Consider the following 14,752-nt stretch of genomic DNA (forward strand, 5'->3'; position numbering starts at 1 on the left):
GCACTCAGCCAGGAGAACTCCATGCCCGCCCTGACCGAATGGAGAGTGCCGCCGGCCAATCAGCCGCGTGCGAGCGATTACGGATTCGATCTCGACCGCGCGCTCGCTTCCGTCGTCGGCCTGCACGCCATCGTCCCGCCGGACGCATTCAGCGCCGAGACGCTGGGCACCGAACGCGCCGGCAACGGCGTCGTGATCGACGACGGGCTGGTGCTGACCATTGGCTATCTCATCACCGAGGCGGAATCGGTGTGGCTGCACCTCGCCGACGGACGCGTCGTCGAGGGGCATGCGCTTGGATTCGATTCCGTCACCGGCTTCGGGCTCGTGCAGGCACTCGGTGAGCTCGACGTCGAGCCCCTGCCGCTCGGCAACTCGGCCGATACCCGCATCGGCGACCGCGTCGTGGTCGGCGGCGCCGGCGGCCGCACGCGATCGGTTGCAAGCCAGATCGTGGCCAAGCAGGAATTCGCCGGCTACTGGGAATATCTCCTGGATGAAGCCGTCTTCACCTATCCCGCACACCCGAACTGGGGCGGCACCGGCTTGCTCAACGAGCGCGGCGAGCTGATCGGCATCGGCTCGCTCCAGCTCGAGCGTGAGCGCGACGGCAAGGCCGAGCACGTCAACATGATCGTGCCGATCGACCTCTTGAAGCCGATCCTGGAGGACTTGCGCAAGTTCGGCCGCGTCAACAAGCCGTCCCGGCCCTGGCTCGGGCTCTACTCGACCGAGATCGACAACCGTGTGGTGGTGATCGGGATCTCCGCCAACGGCCCGGCCGCGCGCGCCGAGCTCAAGACCGGCGACGTCATCCTCGCCGTCAACGGCGACAAGGTCACGAGCCAGACCGCCTTCTACAGAAAGATGTGGGCGCTCGGCGCCGCCGGCGTCGACGTGCCGCTGACCGTGCACCATGAAGGCGTGACGTTCGACGTCACGGTGACCTCGACCGACCGCTTCAAGCTTTTGAAGGCGCCGAAGCTGCACTGAGGCCGGCAAGAGCGAGCCGCACCGCACCAACAAGCCCGCGTCGACAATTTCCGCGCAGCCCGCAGGGCGGGCTGACTGCGGCGAATGGGCGCTTGCAATTTTAGGATGTTCCATTGCAAGCTGCAACTCCGCACGTTTTTATTTTTCAAAGACATTATTTTGGGGTGATTACCATGCTGCGCGGGCCCGCCCGGACGATCGCTGCTATTCTGACGCTACTCGGTGTTGTCGCGCTTGCACTTTGCCTGGCGGGTATTGCGTTCGACCTATCTTGGCTGAGGTCCGGAACGGCCGCTCAAGCCCCTGCGGACGATTTCTGCACGATTGAAAACGCCGCTCTGAAAGACCCAAAGGATCCCCGTGTGATAACACTCGCGGAGCCCGACGACGCTAACGGCAAACTTCGCGTCGTGAATGTCTTTCCCCGCACGGTGACGTTCGGCAGCCGGCTCTGCGTCGTCGTCGCCGGCGTCGCGTCACAGGCTGGCGAAAACAAGCTGAAGAAAGATGTCGACGACGACGAGAAAAAGATCGCGGAGCTGAAGAAGCAGCTCGATGGCGCCGATGATAAGACCAAACCCGAGATTCAGAAGAAGATCGAGGCAGCCAACGTTGACCTGGCTGCCGCCAAGGCCGCACAAAATCAGCCGCGACCTACAGTCGAGGTTACGTTGTTCCTGAACGGACGCCGTTCACCAATGACGCTCAGGGCGTCATCCACGCCGACAGCGCAGGCTCTCGCCTTCGAGCTCGGAGAGACGCCGGATGCGGCATCCGACGCCGCCAAGTTCTGGCGCTCCTTGGTCGCAAGCAAGACAAACTCCGGATTGATGACGCTCAAAATCGGGCTATCACGATCACAGAGCAACTCACCCGAAGCTGAGGATAAAGGGACGATCGATTTTCGGCTGTATTGGACACGACTTCTCGCCCTAGGCGCCACCTCGGTGGCGCTGCTCTTTGCGGGGTTCGCCATCTTTGCGGCCCAGTCGAGCATTCTGCGCGATCATTCGCTCACCTACCTTCAGATCGCCGAGCAGAGGGTCAAGATCGCGAAGGCCGCATTGGCACAGGCACCAGGCGATGCAGATCTGACCGCGGCCGCGAACGACGCCAATGCAGCGTTGCAGACCTGCCGAGACAGCACAACGAAGAACGAAGCCGGGGGGACGTTCAGCCTCGGCCGCACCCAGATGGCGTTGTGGCTCTGGCTATCGACGGCGGGTTTCATCTTCATCTGGCTCACGTTGGGGATCTATCGAAACGTCATCACCGAAGCGATCCTCATCCTCCTTGGCATCAACAGCGTGACCGGACTGGCGGCCGTTATCCTGGACAGGGACGATGATCCCAAGAACCCGAGAGAGAGGTTCAAGTCACAAGGCTTCTGGACCGACCTGCTGTCAGATGAAGACGGACCCAAATTGCACAGGATCCAGATGATTGGCTGGACCGCCATCCTCGCCATCATCTTCACCTGGAACGTCGTCGCCAATTTCATCTTCGTCGAGTTCGACACGAACCTTCTGTTGCTGATGGGCATTGTTAATTCGACCTACCTGGGATTTAAGACCCAAGAGAACAAGTACGCGAAGAAGTAGGCCCCGCGCTCCGCTCCCGACCGGACCGGCGGTGCGGGCGACGGAGGAGCAATGACCGAGATCGTCATCGACGACATCGTGGCCGTACTGCCGCCGCTGCTCAATGCGCTTGAAGGACTCGGCTTCTTCGCGCGGCATTTGCATCCGCCGGCCTTCGCGTCAGTGATGAACGCGATCGGCACGCCGGACGAGACGCTGCGGGCATCACACGCCGCGATCGGCGAATGGCCGGAGCAATTCGCCGGCCTGCGCGAACGACTCGACCGCGGCTGCAACGAGACGCTCGCCGCCTTTGCCGGCATCCGCGATGTCGAGCGCGGCAATGGCGATCTCGTCGCCGTGTTTCGCGCGCTGCGCCATGTACCGCGCGCGCAGGAGGCGCTTTATCCGCTGGCTGCACAGTTTCCACCGGTGAGCAGCTTCTTTCTCAACGCTGCCAATCGCGACAATGCGGACCTGTTGTCGCGGCTCGAAGCCGGCGCGAGCGAAGATACCGGCATCTTCCACGACCACAACGAGCCCGGCAGCCGCGGCGGCTTCTCGGTCTATGTCCCCGAATATTACACGCCTGATCGTGCCATGCCGCTGGTGATGGCGCTGCATGGCGGCAGCGGCAACGGCCGCGGCTTCCTGTGGAGCTGGCTGCGCGACGCGCGCAGTCTTGGCGCGATCCTGGTGGCGCCAACAGCGACCGGTCCGACCTGGGCACTGATGGGTGACGACGCCGATACGCCCAACCTGATGCGCATCCTCGAGACGGTGCGCAGCCGCTGGACCATCGACGCCTCGCGCATGCTGCTGACCGGCATGAGCGATGGCGGCACCTTCTGCTATGTCACCGGCCTCGACGGCGCCTCACCCTTCACCCATCTTGCGCCGGTGTCAGCGACCTTCCATCCGCTGATGGCGGAGATGGCCGACGCCGACCGAATGCGGGGCCTGCCCATGTTCATCACCCACGGCAAGCTCGACTGGATGTTTCCGGTGCAGACCGCGCGGCAGACCCAGGCCGCGCTCTCCGCCGCCGGCGCTGACGTCACCTACCGCGAGATCGACGACCTCAGCCACACCTATCCGCGCGAGATCAACGCGGAGCTGGTGCAATGGCTGAATGGAAAATGAACAACCTCTCCTTAGATGCGCCGCATGGCCGCGGAACCATCGCGCCGTGCCGACGTTATCGGCGCGACACCGGAGGCTTGCTATGAGAACTTTTTTCGGAATGATCCTGGGCGCGCTGCTGCTTGCGGGCGGCGTCTACGTCTACGACTCCATGCAGACCTCGTCGGTCGCCAATGGCGAGGTCGCGACCACTAATCGCACCATCGTGAACTGGGATGTCGCGAAGGCCGATTGGGATGCGCTGCGCGATCGCGCGCACAAGGACTGGGTCCGGATCTCGTCCAAGTGATCTCGTCCAAGTAATCTCGTCCGAGCGACATGAACAAGGCGCCGTCGCGGGTCCGCGGCGGCGCCTTCATGTTGGCTGCGATCAACGATGCGCGTCAGTTCATCTTGGCTTTGCGGGCATCGGCGATGACCTGCTCGAACTCGGTCATGCTGAGCACGCCGGGCACACGGTACTTGCCGACGATGAAGGACGGGGTGCCGCGGAAACCAAAAGCCTCGGCCTGCTCGTTGTTGCGCTTGAGGATGGCGTCGATGTCCTTGGCATGGCCGGTGAGATCGCGCTTCAACCGGTCCATGTCGACGCCGGCGGCCGCGAGCAGCTCGTTGATGCGCGGCTCGGTCAGGCGCGAAGAGACGCCCATCATGGCGTCATGGGCCTGATGGTACTTGTCCTGGAATTTGGCCGCGAGCGCGGTGCGCGCTGCCGTGACGGAGACCGGCCCGAGGATGGGCCAGTCCTTCATCACCAGCCTCACCTTGCCGTCGTCCTGGACCACCTGGCGCAGCTCAGGCTCGAGCTTGCGGCAATAGGGACAATTGTAGTCGGACCATTCGACGATCGTAATGTTGCCGTCGGGATTGCCGGCGACGGGCGTATCGGGATCGCGCAGCACCTTGGTTTCGGTGAGCACCTCGTCGTCGGTGGCGTCTGCCATCGCCGAGGTGATGCGGCCCGCCGCGAGGGCGCCGGCCCCGATCAGCGTCAGCGCCGCGCGCCGGGTCGGCACCAGGCGGCCCTTATTCCCAAATCCAGTCATATCTCGTCCCGTTTCGGTCCCATCTTCGGCAAATACGGCTTAGGACCGGGAATTGTTACCGACCATATAGAGTGTCACGGCGACGATGTCATCGCACCAGCAGCGTGATCGCCAAGGGGACCAGGAACGAGGTCACCAATGCGTTGAGACTCATGGCGATGCCGGAGAAGACGCCGGCGATCTCGTCGACCTGGAACGCCCGCGCCGTGCCGATGCCGTGCGCGGCAAGACCCGCAGCAAAGCCGCGGGCCCGGTAATCGGTGATGCCGGTGCGGTTCATCAGCGGCGTCACGATGATCGCGCCCATGATGCCGGTGAGGATCACGGCGACCGCCGCCAGCGAAGGATCGGCATGCAGTGATTCGGCGATGCCCATGGCGACGCCGGCGGTGACGGATTTCGGCGCCAGCGACAGCACGACATCGCGCGGCAGTCCGGCAAGTTCGGCCAGCAGCACCACCGACACCGCCGTGACCGAGCCTGCGATCAGCGCCACCAGCATCGGCACGATCGACGTGACCACGCGCTTGCGGTTCTCGTAGAGCGGTACGGCAAGGGCAACGGTCGCCGGTCCCAGCAGGAAGTGCACGAACTGCGCGCCGGCGAAATAGGTCGTGTAGGAGGTGCCGGTCAGGAGCAGGAACGCACCGATGATCCACGTCGCATGCAGCACGGGATTGGCGAGCGGATGGCGCCGCGTCGCCAGCGACACCGCATCCGTGCTTGCATAGACCAGCAGGGTCACGGTCAGCCACAGCAGCGGTGACTGCGAGAGATAGACCCAGAGCGAGAACGGGTTGTCGTTCATCGCGCGTCCTGTTGCCTCAACAGCCGGCTGACGAGGCGGAAGGTCAGCACGGTCGCAAGCAGCGTGACGACCACGGACAGCGCGAGCACGACGACGATGGCGATGCCGTGAGAGGCGAGGATGTCGAGCTTCTGCACGACGCCGACGCCGGCCGGCACGAAGAGCAGCGAGAGATGGGCCAGAAGGCCCTTGCTCGCCGTCTCGATGCCGCCATCGCGCAGCGGCCCGCGCGCAAGCAGCGCGAAGCGGTCGCGGGCGAGCAACAGGATCAGGAGCAGCAGCAATCCGAGCACGGGTCCCGGCAATGGCAGGCCGAGGCCGCGCACGACGGCTTCGCCGATCAACTGGCAGAGCAGGATGAGACCGAGACTTGCAAGCATGGCGTTCGCATCAAGGGACGCGCCGACAGGCTTGTCAATCGCCGCTATGCGCGGGACGCGCGCGGTTCATGCGAAGTCGCAATGCGAGGCAGCATCGCCATCAATGTCCCGGTCATCGTGGCGATCAGCGTGGTCTTGCCGTCATGCTCGGCGAAGGCATTTGCCTCGCAGAAGGTGAGTGTACGGCCGGGCTTGACCACCTCGGCCTTGAAGACGAAACGCTCGCCGCGGGCGGGCGCGAGCAGCGTGGTCTTGAATTCGACGGTGAGAATATCGGCCTCCGGCGGCATCAAGCTGAAGGCCGCAACGCCGCAGGCGTTGTCGAGCCCGGCCGTGATGATGCCGGCATGGATGAAACCGTTCTGCTGTGTGAAGGCCGGCGCATGCAGCATCGCCAACTCGACCTCGCCCGGCGCGAGACGGACGATCACGATGCCGAGCGTGCGCATTGCCGGCTGGCGATCGAACATGGCGATAGAAGCCGCGCGATAGCCCGGGTTTTTCGGCTCGAAGGCGGCCATGGTTCAGACCTCGGCTGGTTCGGCAAGATGCCTCAAGGCCGCTTCTCGGATGGCATCGGCGAACGGCGCGGACTTGCGGAGCTGACGGTCCAGATGCACGCCCGTGATCTCGCAGGTCGCGGCGATCTCCCCGCTCTCGGCGTTCCTCATATCGTGCCGGAAGCGGATCGACTTGTCGCCGACCTCGAGCAGGTGACTGCGGATCTCGACGATGTCGCCGGCGAGCAGCTCGCGCTTGTAGGCGATGTTCTGCTGGACCGCGGCCATGCCGCGACCCGAGCTGCGCAGGTAACTCGGCGTCAGGCCGAGGCGGGCGAACAGATTCCAGTTGGCCTCGTCGAACTTGCCGACATACCACATGATATTCATGTGGCCGACATGGTCGCATTGCCACGGATAAACCGTACCGCGATAGGTCGCCTCCCGCTCCATCGCCATCCTCCTGCCCTTTGATTTTTGATACGGTAGCGTATCAGGCCTGTTCTACGTTAGCAATACGGCACCGTATCAAGAACCGGTGAGGCTTCCTTCATGAGCGACGGCAAGGGCGATGTCTGGGTCGAGGCGGGGTTCGCCGAGCTCGCCCGCTCGGGGGTCGAGGGTGTCAGGGTCGAGGTGCTCGCCAAGAATCTCGGCGTCACCAAGGGCGGCTTCTATCGCCGCTTCGCCGATCGCGCCGCGCTGCTCGAGGCCATGCTGGAACGCTGGCGCGAGGGGCGCGCGGCGTCGATCGCGCAGCAGACGAGCCTCGATGGCGAAGCGCCCCGCGAACGGCTGAAGGCCATGATCCAGCTCTATTCCGAGCGGCTCAATCCGGAGGGAATGGCGATCGAGCTTGCGATCCGGCAATGGGCCCGCTCGGACGAGACCGCCGCCGCGGCAGTGGCGAGCGTGGATGCAGCGCGGCTCAAGCACGTTGCCGAGCTCTATCGCGCGACCGGCCTCGACGCCGAGGCTGCCGAGGCGCAGGCCTTCCTGTTTTATTGCTTCATCTTCGGCCAGAGCCTGCTGTTCGTCGAGCGCGGTCCGCGCAAGCGTTCGCAGCTCGTGGCGAAGTCGGCCGAGAAGCTGCTCGACTAAGCAAGATGGCCGGAGCTTTGCTCCGGCCATCGCATCCCGTTACGTCGAAGCTCAGGCGGCGCCCTTCAGCTTCTTGGTGCATTCGCTGTAATAGCCGCCGCCCTTCTGGATCCACTTCAAGCCGCCATTGCCATTGGTGGTCTTGTTGGCATTGTACTGGTCGACGCAGGTGTGCAGGCGCGCCTTGCCGGCGGGCTCCTTGGCGTATTTCGGGTCGACCGCGTTCGGATAGATCGCGGGACCGGCCGGCAGGCTCGGCGCCGCAGCGGGAGCCGCCTCCTTCTTGGCCTGCTTCGGTTCGGCCGGAGCGGCAGGTGCGGCTGGAGCAGCCGCGGTCGGCGCGGCAGCAGGCGTCGCATCGGCACCACACTGGGCCTTGCGGAAGTCGTTCCACTTCATGGTGCCGAGCGAGCCGTCCTTCTTGGCTGCCTGATATTTCGCGCTGCACTCCTGCGAAGTCAGCGCCTGCGCCGGTGCGGCGGCCATCAATGCCACGACACCCGACGCCACAATCGCACACAGCAGTTTTGTCTGATTGGTCATCCCTGATCTCCTCCTTGGTCTTCCCTTGAGCTTCCCTTGAGCTTCCCTTGGGGGAAGTGAAACGAGGATTGCTATCCTAGCGTGCCGCCGGCCCGCGACAAGGAAGCGATGGCTTTCGCCGCAAAAATATAGTGATCGCACCGTTCAAATCATTCATGTCGCGTTCAGCATCGCAAGCCGACGTTCCAGCCCTTCGCAATTCTCGCAAGAAGAGTGCAACATCATGACCCTCGCCTCTCGCCTCGCCGCCGCCGTCCTGGTTTCCCTGCTCGCCTCCGGCACCGCCTTCGCGCAGGCCACCGCGCCGGCCGCCAAGACCGATGCCGCTGCCACCGCCGACAAGAAGGCGGCGCCGAAGGAGCGTTCGGCCGAGTCGCTCGAATGCTCCAAGCAGGCGGACGCCAAGGGACTGAAGGGCAAGGAGCGCAAGAAATTTCGCCGCGAGTGCATGAAGGAAGCGAAGGCCGGCACCGCTGCGCCCGCTGCCCCTGCCGCCGACAAGAAGTAAATCCGTCACAATACGGTTCGCGATCATCAGGGAGAGGCGTCGCGCATTGCGGCATGACGTAGCCGCAATTGTGCGCCTCTCACTGATTTGCGATAAGGTGGCGTGAAGCAAATCACCGCCTCCCTGCCGTTCGAATGGCCGAGCCGTGCCAAGATCCTGAGCACGGTGGAGACGCTCGCCATCGGCACCGCCGGCGGTCTCGTATTTCTCTTCGCGGGCCTTCCCGGCGGATTGATCTCGGGCTCGATGATCGCGGTCGGGATCGCCGCAATCGCCGGCCGTCAGCTGACGCTGCCGCCGATCCTGACCCAGACCGTGCTCGTGCTGCTCGGCATCTCGCTGGGCTCGGTCGTCTCGCGCCATTTGATCCAGCAGGTCAGCGCCTATCCCCTCACCATCGGGCTGCTCGCGCTCGCCACTTTCTGCTCGACCTTTGGCTCGAGCTACTACCTCCAGCGCATCCATGGCTGGGACCGCACCTCGGCCTTCCTCGCCGGCAGCCCCGGCGCGCTGTCGCAGATCACGATTCTGGCCGTCGAGCGGGGCGCCGACCTGCCCGGCATCGCGGTGGTGCAGACCATGCGCGTCATCATCCTCACCGCCGCGCTGCCGATGGTGCTGGCACTCGCGGGCGTCGCGCCTTCGGCCGCCCCGTCGCTGACGACGACGATCGCCTCGCCGCTCGGCCTCCTGGAGCTGGTCGCGGCCTCGCTGGCTGCGGCGCTCCTGCTGCGGCTGGTCAAGTTTCCGGCAAGCTGGATGTTCGGCGCCATGATCGGCTCCAGCGTGCTGCATGGCGCGGGCTGGGTCGAGGGCGGATTGCCGGATTGGGTGCGCGGCGTGGCGCTGGTCGGCATTGGCGCGCTGATCGGCAGCCGTTTCGCGCGGATGCGGATCAAGACGCTCGCCGGCCACATCAATGCGGCGCTGGGCTCGTTCGCCGTGGCCATCGCCGTCTCCGCGATCTTCGTCGGCATCGTCGCGCTCACCACGCAGGTGAAGTTCTCCGACGTCGTCGTCGCCTTCGCGCCGGGGGCCATGGACGCGATGCTGGCCCTGGCCCTGACGCTGCATATCGACCCGATCTTCGTCGGCGCCCATCATCTGTCGCGTTTCGTGTTCGTCACGATCGCAACGCCGGGCATCGTGCACCTGTTCGGACGCACGCAGGACGATGTGGATGATTGAGCGAGCACTGCTCTCGTAGGGTGGGCAAAGGCGCGTTAGCGCCGTGCCCACCATGCTTCAGCGATATCACCAAGAATGGTGGGCACGGCGCGCGAAGAGCGCGCCTTTGCCCACCCTACGGCAGTTGCGAGCGCTTCGCCGTCCGCGCAAATCCCCACGCGGCGATCGCGGCCATCAGGAGCGAGATCAGCGCGTTGTAGCCGGCGAGCGAGAGGCCCAGGAAGCGCCACTGCACCTCGTCGCAGCGCACCACCTTCACCGTGTCGAGCTTCGACAGCAGATCAGCGGCGCTGCCGAGATTGACGACGGGACCGGAGCAATCGGTCGGGCCCTTCCAGAACCCCCATTCGACGCCGGAGTGGTAGGTGCCGAGGCCGGCGTTGGCGAGGGTCGCCAGCGCGAGGATCGCGAGGCCTGCGAGCAGCAGCGGCCGCGGCGCGCCGGCGCGCGCCGCAAGCGCCGTCAGCGCCCCGACCGGGATCGCGAGGTAATAGGCGTAGCGCTGCTCCAGGCACAGCGGACAGGGCAGCATTTCCAGCACGAGCTGGAAGAACCAGGCGCCTGCGATGGTAGCTGCCGCGATCAGGGTCACCACAACCGAGGCGACCAGCGCGGGGCGCGTGGCCGCCGGCTTGAACGCAGGTATTGCGGCACTCTGGGTCGTCACGGCAGCCTCTTTGCGATCGGTCGCGCTGCTATGCCTCTAGCTCCAGCCCATGCGGCTGTCGAGAACGACCGGGATCACTTTGGCGCGGGTTGACCCCGCCTTGTCCATGGCTATAGTCCGCCGGCTTCGCGACGCCCTCCCTGGAGGGGCCGACCGAGGGCCCCTGTGGCGGAACTGGTAGACGCGCTCGACTCAAAATCGAGTTCCGCAAGGAGTGCTGGTTCGATTCCGGCCAGGGGCACCAGCCTTCGCTGCTTCGCAGCTACGGCTGGGCGAGCCGAGCTCCGCGCCATCGTAGCGAAGCGGCAAGGGCTGTCCCGCCGAAGCCTTGGCGAAGGCGGACTGTCTCAGCAAAGCTGATCTCTCCCCCTCCCTAGCCATCCTCCCCTCCGCACTGTATAAACCGGTAGCTTCTTCCGTAACTCGAAGGAGCTCACATGAACGACCTGCACGCGTGGCTTTCCGAACAGCACCACGGCCTGCGAACCTTCCGGACATTTCAGCAGAAACTCGAGACGCTCGGCCGGGACGATCCCGCCCAACGCGGCCTGTGCCGGCTGTTGAGCAGCCTCGTGGGCAGCTACGTCGAGGCCTATGACGAGGCCCCGTTGCCGGTCGAGATCGCCGACAGCGCCTATCACCGCCTGCTGGCGCTGGTCGCGAGCATCGATCTGCGCGGCGACGCCGACCGCAGGCTTGCCGACATCAACCGCGTGGCGGAGAGCCAGCTCTGGCAGTGAGGCGGCCCTGCCATCCCGCCGGCTTGATCACGACAGACGCGTGTAGGTCGTGTTCATCGTGTAGTCCTTGCCTGGACCCGACGCCACATGACGGACGACGAACGTTCCGTCCGGCAGGAACATGTAGGCCGACCGATATTCGTCGCGCCTGCAGAGATGGCGCGCATGTCCGCTCAGCTCTCCTCCGGAAGACGCGGACAGTGAAATTTCGTGAAACAGCCGCGGCGGATCTTCCTTGAAGAAGACCTTGAATCCTCCGTCGCTGTTGCTGAAGACGTATTCGCGTTCGGCCTGCACCGTGGTGCCGTTTGCGAGCTTCAGTTGTCCCTGCTCGCGATAGGCCAACCGCTCCCTGTCGAGTGGCGTGAAGGTCGCGATACCCTGCATCGTGGCCTGGCCTTCGATGACCCGGTTGAAGGACCACGAGCCGACCAGCTTTTTCGTGACTTCAGAGGCTTCACCCCAGCGATCGATCGTGGCTTCATTCATATCTTCAGGCCCGCGCGTTAACCAACCGGTCCGGACCTGCATGAGCCGCAGCCGGGAGTTCGACTTCAGCGAACCGATACCTATATCCTACCGCAACGGATGGTGATGCAGCGAGCAGCTTTGATGGCCAGAAGACGCACGACGGATGCGGACGCCGGCGACCTCCCCCGCTATTTCGTCTGGGTCCGGGGCCTCGAAGGTCCCGAGCCACAGAAATGGATGGCGATGGATTTCGGCATCGGCGACTGGAAGCGGCCGCTGGTGCTGGCCTATCTGGAGTTACCCTCGGACGAACGGCATCTGCCGCTGTCGGCGCTGGCGCGGCGTTATCCGCCGCCGCGGGTGGACGTTCTCTAGGCCCCCATGATTATGGGTGTCGCGCGCCTGACGCTGCGGCTAAGCTTGGCCTCGCGCCGCGGGGGACACGCGGTGCGGGACCATGAACATGAGCGAACAGGGCGAGACGGGTGAAGCCATCACCATCCTCCTCGTCGAGGATGATGCGCCAACCTGCTGGCGGCTCCAGGACGCGCTGGTCAAGGCCGGCTACGAGGTGCGCAGCGCCGGCACGCTGGCAGAGGCCCGCTCCGCGCTGGCCGAGGCGGCACCGCGCGTGCTGCTCACCGATCTCAGGCTTCCCGACGGCCATGGCGTCGAGCTGATCCGCGAGATCCGGCAGCGCTTTCCCGACACCGAGATCATGGTGATCTCGGCGCTCGGCGACGAGGAGAGCGTGATCTCGGCGATCACCGTCGGCGCCACCGGCTACCTGCTCAAGGACGCCTTCCCCACCGATATCGCCACCACCGTGCGCGATCTGGTCGCCGGCCATTCGCCGATCTCGGCCTCGATCGCCCGTTTCATCGTGCGCCGGACGCAAGGTGCCGCGCAGAGCTCGGCCGAACCGTCGCCGGGTCCCGTGCTCAATACGGCAAAGCTGACCCCACGCGAGATCGACATCCTCTGGGGCATCGCAAAAGGCTTCAGCTACGCCGAGATCGCGAGCCATCTCGGCCTGTCCAGGCAGACCGTGCCCGGGCACATCAAGAACATCTATCGCAAGCTCGAGGTGCACACGCGCAGCGAAGCGGTGTTCGAGGCGGTGCAGCAGGGCCTGATCAAGCTGTGAGCGAGATCGCGGCGAAGACCACCATCAAGACCACGGCCAGGACGACCGTCACGACGCGCGCACGGCTGCAGCTGCGGCTGTCGCGGCTCATTCCCTATCTGCTGCTGCAGGCGCTGATCGTGATCGGCACCATGCTCGCGCTGCGGCTGGTGCCGCCGGACGACCCCGACGATTATGCCGTGTCCGAATTCACCCTGCGGGAGAACGGCGCGGCGCAGCCGGTGACGCTGCCGCACTACACATCGTCGCGCTATTCACTTGGCGATCCACCGCTCTACAACGGCACTTTCAACTTCAGGAGCGGTGACGCGGCGACGGCATGGTCGGTGTTCCTGCCGCGTTTCAGCAATGGCGTCGAGGTCGCAGTCAACGGCGTCGTGGTGATGGATTCGCGGCGCGACGATACGGCCAACCGGCCCGACCGCAACACGCCTGCGATCGCGCTGATCCCGTCATCGCTGCTGCATGACGGAGCGAACCAGCTCACGGTGCGGCTGTTCGTATGGGGCCCGCTGAAGGGATTCCTCGACAGCGTCTATGTCGGGCCGGACGCGAGCTTGCGGCCGGCCTACGAGACCCGGGCGCTGCTGTTCGTCACCCTGCCGGTGGTGTTTTCCGCCTGGCAATCGCTGCTCGCCGTGATCCTCGCCATCATGTGGCTGATGCGGCGCCGCGAGCCGGTCTATGGCGTGCTGGCCGCTGGCATGCTGGTCGGCGCGGTGCAAGCCTTCGTGCCGCCGCCGGTGCCGCCGGCGCCCTATCCGCGGCTCGCCGCCATATTGCTGGCGTCCGCGCCGATCGAAAGCGCGCTGGTCGTGGTGTTCGCGGTGCTGTTCTTCGGCTGGCGCTGGCCGCGCTACGGCCTGCTGCTGTTCGCGCCGGGCCTGATCATCCTGGTCGTCGGGCTTTTCGCCGGCCAGCCGGTGCCGCGCATCACCTTCCTGTTTCTCGGCGTGCCGACGGTCGGCCTGTGCCTGATGCTGCTCGCATTCATCGTGACCAAGGCGGTGATCAAGCGGCAGGATGCGGCGAGCTTCACCTTCGGCTGCGCCGTGACGATCGTGCTGACCTGCTGGTTTCACGACATGCTCTCGGTATTCGAGATCGTGCCGGACGAGCGCATCTTCGTCACGCGGCTGTCCTATTCGGCGATGCTGGTCGCGATCGGCGCCGGGCTGACCTGGCGCTTCGCCCGCGCGCTGAACCAGGTCGACAGCTTTGCCGGCCAGCTCGTGACGCGCGTGCGCGAGGCCGAGGAGCGGCTGAAGGCGAGCTTTGCCCGCGAGGAGGAGCGCGCCCGCGCGGCCGCGCTCGCCAATGAGCGCACAAGGCTGATGCGCGACCTTCATGACGGCCTCGGCGGCCAGCTCGTCAGCATCGTCGCGCTCTCCGAGCGCGGACATGAGGGCGCGACCATCACCGACGCCGCCCGCGCCGCGCTGAAGGATCTGCGCCTCGTCATCGACTCCATGGACGACATCGGCGGCGACCTCATGCTCGCGCTCGGCTCCTGGCGCGAGCGCGCGACGGCGCAATTGCGGCCGCACGACATCGCGCTCGACTGGCGCGTGGCGACGCCGCAGGGCCTGCCGCTGCATCCCGAGCTGCGTCCATGGCACGTGATCCAGATCGTGCGCATCCTCGACGAGGCCGTGACCAATGCCGTCAAGCACGCGCAGGCCCGCAACATCGCGGTCACCATCGAGACGCTCGACGGAGGCCGGGGACCGTATGGCGTGATCAGCGTGACCGACGACGGCCGCGGTTTTGCGCCTTCGGGCAACGGCACGAGCCAGACCGCACGGGGCTTGCGCAACATGAGAAGCCGCGCCGCGCGCTGTGGCGCGGTGCTCGATCTCAGCTCGGACGCCTCGGGCACGCGGGTGCGGCTGCAATTGCCGCAGGTCTTTCCCGACAGCGACGCCGCCGGCGGCTGA

The 14,752-nt window shown here is 65.3% G+C and carries 19 protein-coding genes and 1 tRNA gene; 12 read left to right on the forward strand and 8 right to left on the reverse strand.

The annotated features are described in order from the left end of the window. Window positions 1-21: 21 nt before the first annotated feature. The 4 genes from ACVJ19_RS03310 (at window position 22) to ACVJ19_RS03325 (ending at window position 4,005) form a co-directional block, all read left to right on the forward strand. Window positions 22-993, forward strand: coding sequence for a S1C family serine protease (locus ACVJ19_RS03310; protein ID WP_453948011.1), 972 nt, complete (start codon window positions 22-24; stop codon window positions 991-993). 113 nt (window positions 994-1,106) lie between these two features. Beyond that, the gene (locus tag ACVJ19_RS03315; RefSeq protein ID WP_453948012.1) at window positions 1,107-2,594 is read left to right on the forward strand and encodes a hypothetical protein; all 1,488 of its coding nucleotides are present in this window, start codon (window positions 1,107-1,109) and stop codon (window positions 2,592-2,594) included. Between the two features lie 51 nt (window positions 2,595-2,645). Beyond that, window positions 2,646-3,716, forward strand: a complete 1,071-nt coding sequence (locus tag ACVJ19_RS03320) for a carboxylesterase family protein (protein ID WP_453948013.1) — start codon at window positions 2,646-2,648, stop codon at window positions 3,714-3,716. An 82-nt stretch (window positions 3,717-3,798) separates the two neighbouring features. After that, window positions 3,799-4,005 (forward strand): hypothetical protein, encoded by a 207-nt coding sequence (locus ACVJ19_RS03325; RefSeq protein WP_026312539.1) that lies wholly within the window; start codon window positions 3,799-3,801, stop codon window positions 4,003-4,005. Window positions 4,006-4,099: 94 nt separating this feature from the next. Here ACVJ19_RS03325 and ACVJ19_RS03330 read toward each other — a convergent pair whose 3' ends face one another. The 5 genes from ACVJ19_RS03330 to ACVJ19_RS03350 all read right to left on the reverse strand — a co-directional run bounded on the left by ACVJ19_RS03330 (window position 4,100) and on the right by ACVJ19_RS03350 (window position 6,903). Continuing rightward, complete coding sequence (locus ACVJ19_RS03330; RefSeq protein WP_453948014.1) at window positions 4,100-4,762, reverse strand: DsbA family protein; 663 nt, start codon at window positions 4,760-4,762, stop codon at window positions 4,100-4,102. 88 nt (window positions 4,763-4,850) lie between these two features. Beyond that, entirely contained in the window at window positions 4,851-5,570 is a 720-nt protein-coding gene (locus tag ACVJ19_RS03335; protein WP_453948015.1) for an LrgB family protein, read from the reverse strand. Further along, window positions 5,567-5,950, reverse strand: a complete 384-nt coding sequence (locus ACVJ19_RS03340; protein ID WP_453948016.1) for a CidA/LrgA family protein — start codon at window positions 5,948-5,950, stop codon at window positions 5,567-5,569. The genes ACVJ19_RS03335 and ACVJ19_RS03340 overlap by 4 nt, the downstream gene beginning before the upstream one ends. A gap of 44 nt (window positions 5,951-5,994) precedes the next feature. Beyond that, on the reverse strand, window positions 5,995-6,471 hold the full coding sequence (locus ACVJ19_RS03345) for a PaaI family thioesterase (protein WP_453948017.1): 477 nt from the start codon (window positions 6,469-6,471) through the stop codon (window positions 5,995-5,997). Between the two features lie 3 nt (window positions 6,472-6,474). Continuing rightward, window positions 6,475-6,903, reverse strand: coding sequence for an acyl-CoA thioesterase (locus tag ACVJ19_RS03350; protein WP_453948018.1), 429 nt, complete (start codon window positions 6,901-6,903; stop codon window positions 6,475-6,477). A 99-nt stretch (window positions 6,904-7,002) separates the two neighbouring features. Here ACVJ19_RS03350 and ACVJ19_RS03355 point away from each other — a divergent pair, with 99 nt between their 5' ends. Further along, window positions 7,003-7,551, forward strand: coding sequence for a TetR/AcrR family transcriptional regulator (locus tag ACVJ19_RS03355; protein ID WP_453948019.1), 549 nt, complete (start codon window positions 7,003-7,005; stop codon window positions 7,549-7,551). Between the two features lie 51 nt (window positions 7,552-7,602). Here ACVJ19_RS03355 and ACVJ19_RS03360 read toward each other — a convergent pair whose 3' ends face one another. Next, window positions 7,603-8,094: a hypothetical protein gene (locus ACVJ19_RS03360; RefSeq protein WP_453948020.1), complete on the reverse strand. Its 492-nt coding sequence runs from the start codon at window positions 8,092-8,094 to the stop codon at window positions 7,603-7,605. A gap of 223 nt (window positions 8,095-8,317) precedes the next feature. On the opposite strand from ACVJ19_RS03360, the gene ACVJ19_RS03365 reads away from it, so the two are divergent. Both ACVJ19_RS03365 and ACVJ19_RS03370 read left to right on the forward strand, forming a co-directional pair. Continuing rightward, on the forward strand, window positions 8,318-8,602 hold the full coding sequence (locus ACVJ19_RS03365; RefSeq protein WP_453948021.1) for a PsiF family protein: 285 nt from the start codon (window positions 8,318-8,320) through the stop codon (window positions 8,600-8,602). Between the two features lie 102 nt (window positions 8,603-8,704). After that, the gene (locus tag ACVJ19_RS03370) at window positions 8,705-9,790 is read left to right on the forward strand and encodes an AbrB family transcriptional regulator (protein WP_453948022.1); all 1,086 of its coding nucleotides are present in this window, start codon (window positions 8,705-8,707) and stop codon (window positions 9,788-9,790) included. Window positions 9,791-9,905: 115 nt separating this feature from the next. Here ACVJ19_RS03370 and ACVJ19_RS03375 read toward each other — a convergent pair whose 3' ends face one another. After that, window positions 9,906-10,457, reverse strand: coding sequence for a disulfide bond formation protein B (locus ACVJ19_RS03375; RefSeq protein ID WP_453948023.1), 552 nt, complete (start codon window positions 10,455-10,457; stop codon window positions 9,906-9,908). 159 nt (window positions 10,458-10,616) lie between these two features. On the opposite strand from ACVJ19_RS03375, the gene ACVJ19_RS03380 reads away from it, so the two are divergent. Then, a tRNA-Leu gene (locus ACVJ19_RS03380) sits at window positions 10,617-10,701 on the forward strand. 193 nt (window positions 10,702-10,894) lie between these two features. Further along, on the forward strand, window positions 10,895-11,197 hold the full coding sequence (locus tag ACVJ19_RS03385) for a hypothetical protein (protein WP_453948024.1): 303 nt from the start codon (window positions 10,895-10,897) through the stop codon (window positions 11,195-11,197). Between the two features lie 27 nt (window positions 11,198-11,224). On the opposite strand, the gene ACVJ19_RS03390 is transcribed toward ACVJ19_RS03385, so the two are convergent. Beyond that, window positions 11,225-11,728, reverse strand: a complete 504-nt coding sequence (locus ACVJ19_RS03390; protein ID WP_453948025.1) for a DUF6314 family protein — start codon at window positions 11,726-11,728, stop codon at window positions 11,225-11,227. An 81-nt stretch (window positions 11,729-11,809) separates the two neighbouring features. Here ACVJ19_RS03390 and ACVJ19_RS03395 point away from each other — a divergent pair, with 81 nt between their 5' ends. The 3 genes from ACVJ19_RS03395 to ACVJ19_RS03405 all read left to right on the forward strand — a co-directional run bounded on the left by ACVJ19_RS03395 (window position 11,810) and on the right by ACVJ19_RS03405 (window position 14,752). Then, window positions 11,810-12,043: a hypothetical protein gene (locus ACVJ19_RS03395; RefSeq protein WP_453948026.1), complete on the forward strand. Its 234-nt coding sequence runs from the start codon at window positions 11,810-11,812 to the stop codon at window positions 12,041-12,043. A gap of 88 nt (window positions 12,044-12,131) precedes the next feature. Further along, on the forward strand, window positions 12,132-12,815 hold the full coding sequence (locus ACVJ19_RS03400; RefSeq protein WP_211402892.1) for a response regulator: 684 nt from the start codon (window positions 12,132-12,134) through the stop codon (window positions 12,813-12,815). Then, the gene (locus tag ACVJ19_RS03405) at window positions 12,812-14,752 is read left to right on the forward strand and encodes a sensor histidine kinase (RefSeq protein ID WP_453948027.1); all 1,941 of its coding nucleotides are present in this window, start codon (window positions 12,812-12,814) and stop codon (window positions 14,750-14,752) included. Before ACVJ19_RS03400 ends, ACVJ19_RS03405 begins: the two co-directional genes overlap by 4 nt.

The organism is Bradyrhizobium sp. USDA 376 (genome assembly GCF_054063675.1).

Coding starts and splice junctions, on each gene's coding strand:
- ACVJ19_RS03325 (WP_026312539.1), top strand. CDS start 3,799: ATGAGAACTTTTTTCGGAATGATCCTGGGCGCGCTGCTGCTTGCGGGC.
- ACVJ19_RS03355 (WP_453948019.1), top strand. CDS start 7,003: ATGAGCGACGGCAAGGGCGATGTCTGGGTCGAGGCGGGGTTCGCCGAG.
- ACVJ19_RS03390 (WP_453948025.1), bottom strand. CDS start 11,728: ATGCAGGTCCGGACCGGTTGGTTAACGCGCGGGCCTGAAGATATGAAT.
- ACVJ19_RS03400 (WP_211402892.1), top strand. CDS start 12,132: ATGAGCGAACAGGGCGAGACGGGTGAAGCCATCACCATCCTCCTCGTC.
- ACVJ19_RS03330 (WP_453948014.1), bottom strand. CDS start 4,762: ATGACTGGATTTGGGAATAAGGGCCGCCTGGTGCCGACCCGGCGCGCG.
- ACVJ19_RS03365 (WP_453948021.1), top strand. CDS start 8,318: ATGACCCTCGCCTCTCGCCTCGCCGCCGCCGTCCTGGTTTCCCTGCTC.
- ACVJ19_RS03335 (WP_453948015.1), bottom strand. CDS start 5,570: ATGAACGACAACCCGTTCTCGCTCTGGGTCTATCTCTCGCAGTCACCG.
- ACVJ19_RS03310 (WP_453948011.1), top strand. CDS start 22: ATGCCCGCCCTGACCGAATGGAGAGTGCCGCCGGCCAATCAGCCGCGT.
- ACVJ19_RS03350 (WP_453948018.1), bottom strand. CDS start 6,903: ATGGAGCGGGAGGCGACCTATCGCGGTACGGTTTATCCGTGGCAATGC.
- ACVJ19_RS03320 (WP_453948013.1), top strand. CDS start 2,646: ATGACCGAGATCGTCATCGACGACATCGTGGCCGTACTGCCGCCGCTG.
- ACVJ19_RS03340 (WP_453948016.1), bottom strand. CDS start 5,950: ATGCTTGCAAGTCTCGGTCTCATCCTGCTCTGCCAGTTGATCGGCGAA.
- ACVJ19_RS03395 (WP_453948026.1), top strand. CDS start 11,810: ATGGCCAGAAGACGCACGACGGATGCGGACGCCGGCGACCTCCCCCGC.
- ACVJ19_RS03345 (WP_453948017.1), bottom strand. CDS start 6,471: ATGGCCGCCTTCGAGCCGAAAAACCCGGGCTATCGCGCGGCTTCTATC.
- ACVJ19_RS03385 (WP_453948024.1), top strand. CDS start 10,895: ATGAACGACCTGCACGCGTGGCTTTCCGAACAGCACCACGGCCTGCGA.
- ACVJ19_RS03360 (WP_453948020.1), bottom strand. CDS start 8,094: ATGACCAATCAGACAAAACTGCTGTGTGCGATTGTGGCGTCGGGTGTC.